General features: G+C 55.2%; 13 protein-coding genes. 3 read left to right on the top strand and 10 right to left on the bottom strand.

Translation table 11 applies throughout. The features are described 5' to 3' along the window. Position 1: 1 nt before the first annotated feature. Both secB and ACR0J7_RS07410 read right to left on the bottom strand, forming a co-directional pair. Positions 2-502: a protein-export chaperone SecB gene (gene secB / locus ACR0J7_RS07415; protein WP_209506872.1), complete on the bottom strand. Its 501-nt coding sequence runs from the start codon at positions 500-502 to the stop codon at positions 2-4. 54 nt (positions 503-556) lie between these two features. Then, positions 557-1,057, bottom strand: a complete 501-nt coding sequence (locus tag ACR0J7_RS07410; RefSeq protein ID WP_480518241.1) for an FxsA family protein — start codon at positions 1,055-1,057, stop codon at positions 557-559. Positions 1,058-1,165: 108 nt separating this feature from the next. On the opposite strand from ACR0J7_RS07410, the gene ACR0J7_RS07405 reads away from it, so the two are divergent. Genes ACR0J7_RS07405 through ACR0J7_RS07395 form a run of 3 tightly spaced genes read left to right on the top strand, consistent with a single transcriptional unit; the run spans position 1,166 to position 3,452 of the window. After that, positions 1,166-1,828, top strand: a complete 663-nt coding sequence (locus ACR0J7_RS07405) for a Tim44/TimA family putative adaptor protein (protein ID WP_480559165.1) — start codon at positions 1,166-1,168, stop codon at positions 1,826-1,828. Then, a complete protein-coding gene (gene mltA / locus ACR0J7_RS07400; protein WP_480913712.1) occupies positions 1,825-2,865 on the top strand; it encodes a murein transglycosylase A in 1,041 nt (346 codons plus the stop codon). Before ACR0J7_RS07405 ends, mltA begins: the two co-directional genes overlap by 4 nt. Beyond that, positions 2,865-3,452 carry a Smr/MutS family protein gene (locus ACR0J7_RS07395; protein ID WP_480913711.1) on the top strand — a complete coding sequence of 196 codons (588 nt, stop codon included), beginning with the start codon at positions 2,865-2,867 and terminating at the stop codon, positions 3,450-3,452. The genes mltA and ACR0J7_RS07395 overlap by 1 nt, the downstream gene beginning before the upstream one ends. On the opposite strand, the gene ACR0J7_RS07390 is transcribed toward ACR0J7_RS07395, so the two are convergent. The 8 genes from ACR0J7_RS07390 to gmd form a co-directional block, all read right to left on the bottom strand. After that, entirely contained in the window at positions 3,449-4,669 is a 1,221-nt protein-coding gene (locus tag ACR0J7_RS07390) for an MFS transporter (protein WP_480913710.1), read from the bottom strand. The two genes, ACR0J7_RS07395 and ACR0J7_RS07390, sit on opposite strands and share 4 nt — an antisense overlap. After that, positions 4,666-5,766 carry an alpha/beta hydrolase gene (locus ACR0J7_RS07385; RefSeq protein ID WP_480913708.1) on the bottom strand — a complete coding sequence of 367 codons (1,101 nt, stop codon included), beginning with the start codon at positions 5,764-5,766 and terminating at the stop codon, positions 4,666-4,668. Before ACR0J7_RS07385 ends, ACR0J7_RS07390 begins: the two co-directional genes overlap by 4 nt. A 154-nt stretch (positions 5,767-5,920) precedes the next feature. Continuing rightward, positions 5,921-7,615, bottom strand: coding sequence for a Na/Pi cotransporter family protein (locus ACR0J7_RS07380; protein ID WP_480898707.1), 1,695 nt, complete (start codon positions 7,613-7,615; stop codon positions 5,921-5,923). A 4-nt stretch (positions 7,616-7,619) separates the two neighbouring features. Continuing rightward, positions 7,620-8,417, bottom strand: a complete 798-nt coding sequence (locus ACR0J7_RS07375) for an inositol monophosphatase family protein (protein WP_480913706.1) — start codon at positions 8,415-8,417, stop codon at positions 7,620-7,622. Between the two features lie 539 nt (positions 8,418-8,956). Then, positions 8,957-9,955: a hypothetical protein gene (locus tag ACR0J7_RS07370; RefSeq protein WP_480538402.1), complete on the bottom strand. Its 999-nt coding sequence runs from the start codon at positions 9,953-9,955 to the stop codon at positions 8,957-8,959. A gap of 34 nt (positions 9,956-9,989) precedes the next feature. Further along, positions 9,990-12,005, bottom strand: coding sequence for an FkbM family methyltransferase (locus tag ACR0J7_RS07365; protein ID WP_480913704.1), 2,016 nt, complete (start codon positions 12,003-12,005; stop codon positions 9,990-9,992). Between the two features lie 384 nt (positions 12,006-12,389). Beyond that, positions 12,390-13,283 (bottom strand): NAD-dependent epimerase/dehydratase family protein, encoded by an 894-nt coding sequence (locus tag ACR0J7_RS07360; protein WP_480913702.1) that lies wholly within the window; start codon positions 13,281-13,283, stop codon positions 12,390-12,392. Next, positions 13,283-14,320, bottom strand: coding sequence for a GDP-mannose 4,6-dehydratase (gmd, locus tag ACR0J7_RS07355; protein ID WP_480913700.1), 1,038 nt, complete (start codon positions 14,318-14,320; stop codon positions 13,283-13,285). The genes ACR0J7_RS07360 and gmd overlap by 1 nt, the downstream gene beginning before the upstream one ends. Between the last annotated feature and the right edge of the window lie 143 nt (positions 14,321-14,463).

Below are 14,463 nucleotides of genomic sequence, written 5' to 3'. Positions count from 1 at the left end.
CTTACGCGTCTGCTTTTTGGGCCTGTTCGGCCTGACGGCGCATCAACTCATTGCGATAGAGCGCAACGAAATCGATATTGTCCAGGTTGACCGGCGGGAAGCCGCCATCGCGGGTGATATCGCTGACGATGCGGCGCAGGAACGGGAACAACATGCGCGGGCACTCGATCATCAGGAACGGGTGCAGCTGATCTTCCGGCACACCTTCCACGTGGAACATTCCGCAATAGTCCAGTTCACACAGGAACAAGATGTCATCCATGCCTTTGGCTTTGGATGTCAGGTTCAGCTTGATCGAAACTTCGAACTGATGGTCCGCCGCGCGTTTTTTGGCATCCAGATTCACCTGAACGGCGATTTCCGGTTGTACGTCTCCGGAAACGCCCTTTTGCGCCATCACGTTTTCAAAGGACATATCACGGATGAACTGCCCCAGAACACGCATCTGAACCTGCGGGGCGGCTTGGGCCGCAGTGTTTTCTGCAGCGTTTTCTTCGGCCATGGATCTACTCCAAAAATGAAATTCGCCACTGCTTAGCAAGTTGGGCGCGGCACCTCAATGCTGGTGGGGGCCTTCCACCCATTTCGAAGGCTTCGAGGGGTCTTTTTTTGGCCGAACTTCGGTGAATTCCCCATCGATGATATCGCCCTGATCGAAAGGGTTCCCCCGGGTTTGATATCCGGGGCCCGGCCCCATCTGGAACTGGGTTACTGTAACCTTGGATTTCAGGTACCGGAAAACGGCGACGCGGATACCGGGAACTAACAACGCAAAACCAACGGCATCAGTGAAAAAGCCCGGTGTCAGCAACAAAGCGCCCGACAACAGGATCATTGCCCCATGGGCCAGGGGTTCGGTCGGATCGTCCAGTTCGGCAAAGGACCGTTGCAGCCGTCCAAGCGCCATGCGACCTTGTGTCCGCACCAAAACCGTGCCCAGAACCGCGGTCAGCACTACGATGGCAAGTGTCGGCCACAACCCAATCAAACCACCAACCTGAATAAACAGCGCGATTTCGATTATGGGCACCAACAAAAATGCCAAGAACAGATACATTTGCGTTATCCTTTCCCTTAGGCCGGGCTGTGGACTTGCCACTCACTGTCACCTACATAGTGGCATGAGGCCGTGTATACAAAGTCGCGGCGTTGAAAAGAGAATGAAATGAGCGACAACCCTATGATCCAGCTCCTGGTCCTGGCCGGAATTGCCATTTTCCTGATCCTGCGCCTCAAAAGCGTACTGGGCACGCGTGAAGGCTTTGAAAAACCGCCTGTGCAGCAACAGCCCGAAGCGCATAAATCGCGCCGCGGTTTCGAGGTGATCGATGGCGGCCCGGATCATGACATTACCGACCATGTCGCCGAAGACAGCGAACAGGCGCAAACCCTGGCTGCAATGAAACGTGTCGAGCCCGGCTTCTCGGTCGGCGAGTTCGTTCAGGGTGCGCGCGGTGCGTATGAGATGATCGTGATGGGGTTTGAAAGGGGCAATCTGGATGAAATCCAGCCTTTCCTGTCGGAAGAGGTGTTCGAGACTTTCGTTTCGGTCGTGGCAGCGCGCGAAGATCAGGGCCTGACCATTGAGGCCGAATTCATCGGTGTGCGGGAAACCACCCTGACGGATGTGAAATTCGACAAGGATACGAACCAGGCCGAAATCACGATGAAGTTCGTGGGGGAGCTGACCTCGGTCGTTAGGGATCGCGGAGGCGATATCGTCGAAGGCAACCCGAATACTGTGAAGCGCCAGAAGGACAGCTGGACCTTTGCCCGCGTCATGGGCAAGGACGATCCAAACTGGCTGCTTGTCGCCACGGACGCATGATTGCAACGCTTCGGTCGCTTTTACTGGTGGGTGCAATGACCATCGCCAGCGCTGCCGAAGCCGAGGCAACGCGATCCATACTGTCGTTTGACGATCTGCAGGGCTGGGCCGAGGACGACCACGGCGCGGCCCTTTCCGTATTTCTGAACACGTGCGGTGATCTGGATGACCCGGATTGGCGCGCCTTGTGTGGTGTGGCCAGAACATATGAACCGGATGCCGCCCGCGCCTTTTTCGAGTTATTCTTCCGCCCTGTTCTGGTCGAGGATGACAAAGAGGGCCTGTTTACCGGCTATTTTGAACCCGAGCTTGACGGCGCGCGCACCCGGACAGACCGTTTCAAATACCCGATCTACAAGATGCCGCCCGAAGCCCGTGCCGAAGGACCATGGCTGAGCCGTCGTGACATCCTAACCGGTGATGTGATGCAGGGCCGCGGGCTAGAGATCGCCTGGGTTGACGACCCTGTCGAGCTGTTCTTTCTGCAAATTCAGGGCTCGGGGCGCATTCGATTGTCGGATGGTGGTGCGCTGCGGGTTGGATATGGTGGTGCGAATGGTCACCCCTATCGGTCGATTGGTGTTGAGCTGGTGCGACGCGGGGTTCTGGGTGCGCATGAGGTCAGCGCCCAGATGATCCGCGCCTGGGTGCGCAAAAACCCCGAGGCCGGTGCCGAGTTGCTGTTTCACAACCCGTCATACGTGTTTTTTCGCGAAGTTTCACGCGTTGCCCCCGAATTTGGACCTTTGGGGGCGATGAACCGGTCGATCACGACAATGCGCTCGATTGCGGCGGACCCCGCCTATACACCATTGGGCGCACCTGTCTGGGTGGAAAAGGACGGTGAAAACCCGTTGCGACGGCTAATGATCGCGCAGGACACAGGCGCGGCCATCAAAGGCGCGCAACGGGCCGACATCTTTTTCGGAACCGGTGAAGAGGCCGGGCAGGCTGCGGGCAAACTGAAAGATCCGGGTCGGATGGTTCTGTTGCTGCCCATTCAACGCGCCTATGCCTTGTTGCCGGATGAATTCTGATGACCCGGCGCAAACTGACAACCGATGAGATCGAGCTTTGGCGCAAGGTCACCAAACAGGCCGAGCGGCTGCATCCGGACAGTCCGCAGACCGTCCATCCGACCACCCTGCCGAAACCCAGGCCCAGAAAAACACCAAAACCCCGGTTTGAGGTGTTTGAGCTTGGTCAGAACCTTCAGCCGAAACCAAATCCAAACGATCTGAAGCCATCGGTGACGGATGCGCTGCGCGCCGCGCCTGTTCAGATGGATATCAAGGCTTTTGGCCGGATGAAGCGCGGTAAGCTAAAGCCCGAAGGCAAGCTGGACCTTCACGGTATGCGGGTTGATACGGCCCATCCTGCGTTGATCCGTTTTATCCTGAACGCACAGGCACAAGGTAAGCGACTGGTTCTGGTGGTAACCGGCAAAGGCAAGGACCGCGACGAACCCGGCCCGATCCCCACCCCGCGCGGCGTTCTGCGCAATCAGGTGCCACATTGGCTGTCCATACCGCCGTTGGCGCAGGCGGTGATGCAGATCACGCCAGCGCATATCAGCCATGGCGGCGACGGTGCTTATTACGTCTATCTCAGGCGAATGCGCTAAAAGTCCCGACGGGCGCGGGAAATTCCGGTTCGGACCAGAACGCAAACCAGCACGAAAAACACCCCAACCCAGATGAACTGAGTGTTCAGCGAAATACCAAGGTCAATCAGAACGCCGGTCAGGCCGGGGCCGATGGCCGATCCCAGAACCATGACAGCCGCGGCCATCGCCTTGATCGCACCGATATGTCGGGTTCCGTAGAATTCGGCCCAGAATGCGCTGGGCAACGTGCTGTTTGCCCCAACGGTCAAAGCCAGGAAAACCAGCCCAAGGGTTGCGCCGCCGATTGAATTGGTTGTGCCCAGAATGACGAACCCAAGTGCGATCGGAAGCTGATAGTAGGGCATGATCCGGGCGGTTCCCCATTTATCCAGCGCCCAGCCAGATGCAAACATGGACAGCAGGGATATTCCGGTAAAGATCGGAAATAGCGCCACCAGCCGGATATGCTGCCACCCCTTCACATCAGCCAGATAAACCTGATGAAAGAAAAACGCGGTGATAAATGCGGATGGCCCAAGCACTGATGGCACCATGAACCAGAACAGGGGATGGAACAGAGCGTCCCGGCGGGTCCAGTGTTTTCCCTGCATTCCCGATGCTGAAAACGCGTTGGCGAGGCTTTGTGGAGTTCTCTCTTCTCGCAGCAGCCGCATCAGGATCGGAATACCCAACGCCGTGATGCCCGCCGCGGCAATCCACAGCCAACGCCAATCCAGATAATCCATGGCGCCAACAAAGATCAGCGGCAGCAACGCCTCGCCAAGCGCATAGCCGGTGGACGCTATGGAAAGCGCTTTGCCCCGCGTAACCGTGAACCAGCGGGCCATTGCGACCACGGCAAGATGCGTGCTCATCCCCTGCCCAAATAACCGCAACAAAAAGATCACAAATGGCAACAGCAGCAGCCAGGTGTTCAGCGCCATTGCAACCGCGGCCAACGCCAGTCCCGCCAGCACCATTGGGCCCAAAACCCGTACGCGGAAGATATCCGTCAACCCTCCGGCCCAGATCATCACGATTGCAGACAGGGTCGTGCCCAACGTGTACAGCCCGCCCCATGCGCCGTGGCTGAGGCCGAATTCAGAGCGGATTTCACCAGCAAAGACCGAGATGAAAAAGGTTTGCCCGAAGCTGGACAGAAATGTCAGCAAAACGCCGGTCGCAAGCCAGGTCGCGTTGTCCACAAGAAACCGGTGCAGGGAAACCCGCGTCACGGATTGCTTACCTGGGCCTGGCCGGTTTCAGTCAGCACGATTTCTGTGGCGCCAGCAGGATTGCGCTGGCTTGGCGGCACGAGAATGTCGATCCCGCGCCGGTCATCGCGCCCAAATGTTTCGCTGACCCGGCGCACAGAGCGGAGGATAGTCAATAAGGCCGGAGAAGTAGCAGCCACAAAATGGGAGGATTCCGCATCGCTGTTGAAGGCAGTCGTATCCAGGATTTCAATCGGATAATCGGACAGCTTCTCGGCCGATCCGATATTGCCCAGCCTTTCACCATCGGCGGTTCCCCTCAACCGGCCGGAGACGTTCAGGACCTTGTCTTTCTTGGACACCATCAGGACAAAAGGATCAGGAGGAATTTTGATACTGTTCATCTGCGACCGAAAAACATCCACATCCAGATCGGGTGATATCAGAATAAGGCCTTCCAGATTTCGCTTTGCCCAGCCCGGCTGTTTCAGTTCGGTTTGCCGTATCATCTCCATAGCCAGCGCGCCGCCCATTGAATGCGCCACAAGGGCTACTCGCTTGACTCCCATGGATTTGAGTAGACGAATGGTTTCTTCCAGCCCATCACGGGCAAACAACATACTGTCCAGATCATAGGCATAACCATAGCCTGTCGCGCGGCTGGGCCATGAATAGACAAGGATTTGACCGGGAATGCCGATATCATGCGACAGCTGAGCGGCCCGGAACAATGTCTCTGTCTGAGTGGAGTTATAGCCGTGCACAAAAATCGTAACTTCCTCGGCCCCACTCAGCCTGTCTTTCAGCTGTTGCGGCCCGCTTAGCTGATCTACCTCTGCCAGCACGAACTGTTTTCTAGGGTCAGGGTTTGCATAGGAGAATTTAAGGCTTCCCGGTGAACGCCCCGGTGGTATCGACACGGTGGTTTCCAGAAATTGCAGGCGTTCTGCGCGGCGGAATCCATACGTGCCATCGGGCTCGCGCGCACGCGTCGTGGCCGCAAAAACCGTTTCGGGAGTTCCGATTTCCAATGCTGATGGAAGCGTTTCGGATACAGTCCGGTCAACACATGCCGCCAGCACGACCGGACACAGAATGAAGATTAAAAAACGCAGCACGGACAGCCCCCGGAACCAATTGCCGACACGCTATCTTATTCTAATCCCGCGTCCAGCACGGCGACGCGAAAAAGCGGCAGAAACTGGCCCGAGCGGTTACAATCTGTAACAGACCGTATTCGTACGGAACCGATCTCTGCCGGTGCTGTTGGACCTAGACCTCCGTATCCTCGTCCTGTTCCTTGTGCGGCATTTCTTCGATCAGGCGGGTTTCCAGCAATTGCCCGTTCCGATACAGGATCGGATAGGCCACTGCGGCGATGTGGCTGTTGAATTCCCGAAACGCGCGCAGGGTTTCCAGGTGGATATCGCTGGTCTCAAAGCTTTCCGTACTGCCGTGCTGCAGGCGTTTGAGGTGGCGTTTGCGGCTGTCACGCTCGGCCCGTTTGATTTCGGTTTTCTCAAGGCTCAGCAGACGGGCGCTTTCCAGATCGTCCGAGATCAGAACGTTTGAGGCCAGTTTGAGGTTGGCCAGGATGCCTTCGTGCATCTCAACCAGTTCCGACCAGCCCTCTTTCGAAAATGAAGCGCCTTTCTTCCGCATGTCGCCCGCCAGAACAGTCAGCCGCTTGGCAACAACGTCGCCCGCGGTTTCCAGCCGGATTGCGTATTCCATCAGGTCGCGCGCCACTTTTGCGTTCTGCTTTCCGAATGTCTCCTCGGGAATGGCGGCCACGAATTTTCGAATACCCGACAGGCAGTCGTTCACATCTTCGTCCATGTCCCTTACGGCGCGTATCTGGTCCTTGTCGCCGCTGCGGTACAATTCCAGTGACGGGCGGAACATCGACTCGACCAGATCGCTCATCCGCAGCAGTTCACGCTTGAGGCTGGACAGCGCCTGCGAGGGGCTGCCGGCGGTGCGCACATCCAGCGCGCTGGCCGGGCGACCTGCCTGGGCCAGCGCGTTCGCAGATTTCGGGTCCGGAAAAAACTGCTCGAACGGCGCGCGCAAACGCCCGCAGAACGGCAGCGCCAGCAACAGCAACGAGGCATTGAATGCCAGATGCGCATTGACCAGCATCTGACCGCCCTGCAAATCCCCCAGAACACCGGCACGCAGTGCCGCAGTCGCTGCGAAAAGGGTGACAATCGCCCAGCTGCCGCGCAAGGCCAGGTTGGCAAAGGGTATGCGCCTGGCGGGCATTTCCATCCCCCTGCTCAGCCAAACAGGTATGAAAGCTGAACCGAAATTGGCCCCCAATACCAGCGACAGCCCGGCGGCAAACGGGATTGCGCCGATCTGGACCAGCGTCACACACATCAGGATCGCCGCGACAGAGGAATGCATAACAAAGGCCAGCGCGCCGCCGACCAGAAACGCTGTAATATAGTCGCGCGCCAGATACTCGGCGACAGCAGGCAGAAAGGCACTGTCCCGGATCGGGTCCATGGCTTCGCGCAAAAAGCGCAATGAGATAAGAATGAACGCAATCCCCATCAGGATGCGCCCCAATTGCCGGGGCTTCTTGGCCTCGGTTTTGACAAACAGATACCCACCAACCGCCAGAAGCAACGGTATCAGCCAACCCAGCTGGAACGACAAAACCTGAATGATCAGCGCCGAACCGAGATCAGCGCCCAGCACGATTGCAAGACCGGTGGGAAAGGTCAGGAACCCCCCGGCGGCAAACCCCGATGTCAAAAGGGCAACCGCCGCGGAGCTTTGCAGAACCACCGCCATTACAATGCCGACCATTGACGCCTGCGCGTAATGGCTTTGGCCCGTCATGAGGCGCTGGAACGAAGCCCCATAGCTGCGCTCGATCCCTGTGCGGACCATCCGCACCGCATAAAGCAGCAGCATCGTGGCTCCGGCTAGGCTGATGAGAAAGCTTACTATCGCCATGATCCTACCCGTTCACCAAATCCAGCATTTCCCCGTGCAGTTCGGGTGTTGCCGCTGAAATCACCCGGCCGTCGGAGTTCAGGTCAAGCGGCCGACCCTCCCAATCTGTCATCACCCCACCCGCAGCTTCAACCACGGCCATCACTGGCAGGTAGTCATAGGGCTGAAGGTCATAGTCGATCACAGCATCCACATGGCCCGCCGCCAGAAGGGCATGGGGGTAGCAATCATAGGCGAACCGTCTGGTCTGTCCAGACTGCATCAGCCTGTCGAATAACGCCGGATGATCGCGATAGATCTTGTCCCCTTCGTTTACAAAAAGAATGGACTGATCCAGCCGCGTTTGGGCCGAAGTCGTGATCTCACGGCCATTCAACGTGGCGCCCCGGCCAACAACGCCGGTGAAAATTTCATTTATCGCTGGCATGCCGATCACGCCGATATCCGGTTTACCGTCAACCAGATGCCCCAACAGAAATCCAAACAGCGGATGCCCGGACAGGAATGACCGGGTTCCATCGATCGGGTCGATGATCCAAACCTCGCGACAATCCTGACCCTCGAACCCATGTTCTTCGCCAAAGATGCCGTGATCGGGGAAATGCTGTCCAAGATAGGCGCGAACCTGCGCTTCAACACCCTTGTCGGCCTGTGTCACCGGGCTTTCATCCGATTTGAACTCAACCCCCAGTGCGCCACGAAAATACCCCCGCGCCGCTTCGCTGGCCAAGTCGGCGATCTTTACCGCATGAGACAGCAGGTCGGTGCTTTCATCGGTCTGTGACGTCTTTGGATTCAGCATTTGTTTCTATCCTGTTTAACGATGATTGCGATCCCGGAGCGGTTACAAATCAGGAACGACCATTTGGCGGTCTCGTCTCGATCTCATCTCAACACATCCCACAATAATCCTACAGATTAACAAATATTCAAACAAAAAAACCCAAATATCCACGCTTTCACAAAAGTATGTGGATTTTGAAACATGATTCGATTCTCAGAACATGCAGGCAAAGGCTGGCTACACGCAAACAGGCGCACCCAAAGGCCAGAGGGTTGTGACGAAAACAAGAGTGAGCCCCTGTGGACGTCCCGGCCCCTACACACTTGAAGACAAAGATTTAACTTATCCAGTAAACAAGTTTCCGGGCATCGTGCCGCCTTTAGCAGCATTTCGGAGCTGAGCAAAACCGCGACCGCCGAAAGCCGTGATTCCGAAGACCGACTCCAAACAGTAAATACACTGAAATCTACCTAATGAATTGTCATGGAATACACTTTTAGGTAACGCGATCCAGCTATCTGAATTAAGGTCAGCGGTTCCAGGGTTGGCTAAGGTCTCTACATTTCGCTTATCCAGTGATCACTGTAAAGCGGGCCCAGGTCTCGGAGGGTCAGCGTCTTGCCCGACGACAGATCGATAACAGGCTTATCCAAAATAAGTTCTGCACGATCGAGCCCGCGAAAAAAGGACATTGCCATATTCTCATCCCGCGAGTCCCGATGCCGGGATGGCCATGCGCGATATGTATCAAGTTTTGATGTGATATGTGAGGAGAGGTCATCACGTACAAAAAATGCGTTCACGCCGGCCGAGTTTGTTCCGACAAATTGATACCCTTTCGCAGCGGCCAGCATTTTGAACGCACCCAGAGATGCACCATAATACTGGCCTGAATAATGTGCCGAGAAACGCTCGAAGCCCGGATCGTAAGGGACAGTCAGGTTATGCAAATCACCAAAGATCGCGTTGTATTCAACAATCAGTATCGCCGGAGATACGGAGCTAATCGCATCCAGCACCCAATAATCGTTGCCGTCAATATCGACACTAAGAATGCCAATTTCGCCCGACAGATCGTGTTCGATCAGCAGAGTGTCGATATTTTCCGCAGTAATAAAGGCTTCAACGGGCGTTATGTCATTGAAGACGTGGATTGGATCTGCCCGAACATACGCAATATTCGCGGCTGACCCATCCATGATCAGACCGCGCCACCCCCTGTGGCGCACCAAAAAGCGCGTATTCGCTTCGGTATAGTTTTCAACTCCAAACTCAACAAAGACGCGTGGTATGCTTGGCAGTTGCGAGACCAACCATTCGATAATGCCATCTTCCCCGAATTGAGAATGGATGCGGAATTCTGCGTCGGCGATACATTCAAGCCTTTCCATCGCCTGAACCTGCCGGGCAGCAACCTGCCCAGTGGCCAGCAGTAACCGTTCCTGGCGCTCCGCAATTTCAGCGAGATGAGCTGCAGTCATCTGCGGGGCCGGCGCAGACAAAGGCAGCGTTTCGGAAGAATGCAAGAAGCGCGATAAGACCCGACGCAGTTTCACGATAGGTTTCCGTAGTTGAATTGTAACAATGGTATCAAGAGCCTGTAAGATTTGGCATCAGCAAAAGATCAGTATGCGGAGAACCGGCCTTGGACTCGCCTTGCCGCAATGCCTCGTACATCTGATCAAGCGCATCAAGAGATAGCTGGTTTAGGCTATTCGGGTTAGATGTGCCAAGATCAATGACCCGGATATCGTCGCGTGATGCGATTGCGTCGCGTAACATTTTGTAACCCCCGGAACGCTCAAGACCATAGGGCCAAAACTCAAGCACAACCGGGCAACGCATTGTGGCCATTCTTTTTGCACAGGCCAGCACGTGACCTTCATGCCCTTGCGTATCGATCCAAATCAAATCGGGCCCGTCTTCAGGCAGCAGGCCATCCTCGACTAAACTGTCAAAGGTCCGAACCGGCACATCCTGAAGGATCCAATCGCCCTCATCATGTAGATTATTCGCGATGTCGCCTGAGACGCGAAGGCGATGGTCTCCGAAATTGGAAGGCGAGAGCTCCATCTGCATCGTGCCGTTTCTGTCCGATACTGCCATTTGGTGGCAGGACACCTTGTGATCTACCTCGTGCAGGAATGTGTTAGCGCGCAAAAGTCGAAAGTTTTGCGGGTCTGGTTCAAAAGCGATAACGCGGTCAAAACCACGCCGTGCCGCATGGATCGAATGGGAGCCGATATTCGCTCCGATATCCACGAAACATGACGTCGCGATTTCATGCCCATTTTGGGCAAGAATCTGCATTACATCATCAATGGCGCGCTCCTGGAACTGGCCAGTCTGACGAAGAGACCCGCCAATCACGGAATCATTTCGGTGGGTTATCCAGTGCCCTCCTTCGGCACCGCGCGACATGACGAGTTCCGAGTTTTGCACGAAGGGTTCGGGTGAAGCCCATTTTGTTGTCGAGATTTCAGCCTCCCCTGAAAGGAAAGTTGCCCCGTTGCCATCGTCTTCTGAGGATTTAGGTGCTGCGTTCAAGCGTTGGCTCGTCGGCCAGTGTAGCGCCAGATATTCCGGGCTTGCCATCCATTGCTGGAATTGGCGCCGAGGAGATCCGTCGTGATTCAATACCCACCTACGAAATATCCCGCGCGGCTTACCGCTCGCGTGGAAGAGCAGCCTCCGCAATGTCCGGACTGGACGCCCGTTCGTTGTGCGGAACAGCTTTTTTTCAAGCGCTCCGCGCTTGGGTTGAACTTGGGTCATTGTGTGCGTTCTTTGCAGTTGCATGATATCATCGCGAAGGCTCGACACTTCCGTGGCGAGAGGTGGAACGTTGCCCAGCGCCCGGTGAATCTCTGATAATGCTCTGTCAAACCGGTAGACACCTTGGATCAGTTCCATCCCAATTCGAAGCGAAAACGCCTCATCCAGAGCACCGATCTCTGGTCCATCAACCTGTGCTACCACTGCATAATCAAGCGAAACATCTGTGAAAAGACTGATCAAATGAGCAGCTGTTTCCTCTCTTGGCTCACTGCCCTGCAAACGAAGAATCACGTTGCGCTCGAACCCGACATGCTCGGTGAGAAAACTGGTTAACCCCGGAGGCAGCGGTCGCAAGTGCGTAGGGTCAAGATGAAAATTGACCAAGCTAACAAGTGGATTTTCCGGATTGGGTGTTTCCAAAATCAAAAGCCCACCAGGGCGCAAAACACGGTGCGCCTCTGTTACCAGTTCGCGAATATCGTCAAAAGGCAGATGCTCGATCAAATGAAATGCGGACACTAGGGCAAGCGCGTTGTCTGGCAGCGCTTTCAACGCCGGCAGAGCCTCCATCTGTTCAACCGCCAGACCTTTTTGGTGAGCGATATCAAGCATCCCCTTGTCGATATCGACGCCGCGTGCACTCAGGCCAGCCTCTTCAAGAATTTCCAACCATTCACCTCGACCGCATCCCAGATCAAGCGCCTGTGCGTCCCCTTTCTGAGCGGCGAGTGGCGACAGGAAGGGCTGGTATACTCGCAAACGCTCCCGAATAAGAGAAGGATCGCCACGAAATCGTGCCTCGAAATCGCGATAGAAGGTGTCAGTCATACTCCGTACTTTCACATTTGCATGGTTTTGTCCGAGATGATCGCGCTTTTCTCGGATATTTATCTGATTGTTAGTACAAGTCAGGACGGAGGTCATCCCGTTTCTGGCTCGGAAATCACGCGTTCCTTCGCGTTACGTATTAGGTCAGAGGATCTGCCAGCTTAGGTGTGATCGGCGAAGGATCAAAACACCCTTAATCTGATATCACTCTGACCCCAAGCCGTTCTGGATCAGAAAATAGACGGCCATAAACGGTGATGTGAATCAGAGATCCAAGCACCTTTTCCTGCAGTTCATATACGATCCCGTTGGCGATGGTATCCGGATGCTACGGCCGATTGTTCTGCCAAGAACCTCTGGCGGCGGCAATCGAGATGCTTCAGGTCATCCCTTCAGCATCCATTTCAGAGTATTTTCCAGTGAGTGACGGATGCCGACCGGGATCAGGTTTTCCAGATGTGAGGGATCGCCCATCAGAACCTTGATTTCTTGTGCGCGCATAAAGGCAGGATTAGACACCACCTCGATCTCATGGCCGGTTATGGTTCGACACATGTCCAGAATCTCCGCCAGCGCGGTTGCTTTACCGGAGCAGATGTTCACGGTTTCACCTTCGGGTGCGTTTTCCAGAAGCAACCTGTACACTCGCGCAACATCGCGTACATCGGAAAAGTCCCGCGCGACATCCAGGTTTCCCAATTCTATCTGTGGCTGCTTACGCCGGAAATGAGAAACGATCTTGGGAACAAGAAACTTGGGGTCCTGGCCAAGACCGGTATAATTGAATGGTCGGGCAATAACGACAGGAAGACGGTCGTTATACAGCCGGGCCATGTGCTCCATTGCAAGTTTTGAAACCGCGTAATCGTTAACAGGTGCCGGGGGGGTAGATTCCCCTATGGATGGCACGGCGGCGTTACCATAGATATTCGCGCTACTGGCCAGAACGACGGCTTTGCGGCCATGTCCGGTGTTGGAAAGCGCTTCTAGTAAGCACCGCGTCCCCATCAGATTGACTTGATAAAAGCTCTCGGCGGTTCCGTGTGCCACAAATGCGACCCCTGCCAAATGCAGCACCGCGTCCGGAGCGACATGGGTAATAACCTGCTCTAGACCCGATGAATCTGTCAAATCTGCTTCCAGATATTGGGAATCAGGCATGGGGGCCGGATTTGTTCCGATGCCCCAAACGTCCCACCCTGCTTCTGCAAGCTCTATTGCAGCATAGTGTCCGGTAAAGCCATAGCGTCCGGTAATCAGAACTCGGGGTGCCGGCATCAAAAGGACACACCCTTTTCGTTACGTGCAAGATCCGCCTCAACCATCATCTGGCAGAGTTCCTCCAAAGATGTTGTCGCCTCCCAACCAAGCTCTTGTTTTGCCTTGCTCGCGTCGCCAATCAGCAAATCCACTTCAGCAGGGCGATAGAATTTGGGGCTAATCCTCACAAGAACACGGTTGCCCTCGGCGTCCACCGCCACTTCTTTCTCACCTTCACCTTCAAAACGCAGCTCGATACCCGCGCTCTTGAAAGCCATGGCGACAAAATCCCGCACTGTCTCGGTGCGACCGGTCGCCAGTACAAATGTATCGGGTTCATCAGCTTGCAGCATACGCCACATGCCATCCACGTAGTCCCGGGCAAACCCCCAATCGCGCTTTGCGTCAAGATTGCCCAGCTCAAGGCAATCAAGTTGACCCAGTTTGATTTTGGCAACCGCGTCAGTGATTTTGCGTGTTACGAACTCCAACCCTCGCAAAGGGCTTTCGTGGTTGAACAGAATGCCTGAGCTGCCGAATATATCGTAGCTTTCTCGATAATTGATGGTCATCCAATGCGCGTATAGTTTGGCAACACCGTAGGGGCTGCGCGGCCAGAACGGAGTCGTCTCGCGCTGCGGTACTTCCTGAACCTTGCCGAACATTTCGGAAGTGGAAGCCTGGTAGAACCGGATTTTGGGGTTCACTATTCTGATAGCTTCCAGCAAATAAAGTGCGCCAACGCCGGTGATCTGTGCGGTTGTGTGCGGTTGTTCAAACGAGACGCCCACAAAGCTTTGAGCCGCCAAGTTATAGATCTCATCCGGTTCCACCTTCTGAATAAGCCGGATCATTGTCCCCATGTCAGTCAGGTCGAGTTCCGACAGATCCAGATTGGGATGGTTACGAATACCAAGCTCTTCAATGCGCCAGAAATTCGTGGAAACAACCCGACGGAAGGTCCCCACGACGTTATAACCCTTGTTCAGCAACAGCTGAGCGAGATAGGCACCATCCTGTCCTGTGATACCTGTGACGATAGCAGTTTTTGTCACTCTTAATCCCTTTCTGTTTTGTCTTTTGCCTGTCGGAAAATCCTGGCCGACATGAGCAGTGCTTTTTTGTCAACTTAGTAGTGTGTGCAAGACCGCTTTAGTATTATTTCACGCGCAAGGGCTACAAAACTGGCCAATTCAAA

It is taken from the genome of Ruegeria sp. O4, from assembly GCF_056535125.1.
Note: the sequence above shows the minus strand (reverse complement) of the source record. Positions and strands in the feature narration are given on the sequence as shown.

Excerpts from the sequence above, each read along its gene's own strand:
- ACR0J7_RS07410 (WP_480518241.1), bottom strand. The coding sequence starts at position 1,057 with ATGTATCTGTTCTTGGCATTTTTGTTGGTGCCCATAATCGAAATCGCG.
- ACR0J7_RS07365 (WP_480913704.1), bottom strand. The coding sequence starts at position 12,005 with ATGACTGACACCTTCTATCGCGATTTCGAGGCACGATTTCGTGGCGAT.
- ACR0J7_RS07375 (WP_480913706.1), bottom strand. The coding sequence starts at position 8,417 with ATGCTGAATCCAAAGACGTCACAGACCGATGAAAGCACCGACCTGCTG.
- ACR0J7_RS07380 (WP_480898707.1), bottom strand. The coding sequence starts at position 7,615 with ATGGCGATAGTAAGCTTTCTCATCAGCCTAGCCGGAGCCACGATGCTG.
- ACR0J7_RS07395 (WP_480913711.1), top strand. The coding sequence starts at position 2,865 with ATGACCCGGCGCAAACTGACAACCGATGAGATCGAGCTTTGGCGCAAG.
- ACR0J7_RS07405 (WP_480559165.1), top strand. The coding sequence starts at position 1,166 with ATGAGCGACAACCCTATGATCCAGCTCCTGGTCCTGGCCGGAATTGCC.
- ACR0J7_RS07360 (WP_480913702.1), bottom strand. The coding sequence starts at position 13,283 with ATGCCGGCACCCCGAGTTCTGATTACCGGACGCTATGGCTTTACCGGA.
- mltA (WP_480913712.1), top strand. The coding sequence starts at position 1,825 with ATGATTGCAACGCTTCGGTCGCTTTTACTGGTGGGTGCAATGACCATC.
- secB (WP_209506872.1), bottom strand. The coding sequence starts at position 502 with ATGGCCGAAGAAAACGCTGCAGAAAACACTGCGGCCCAAGCCGCCCCG.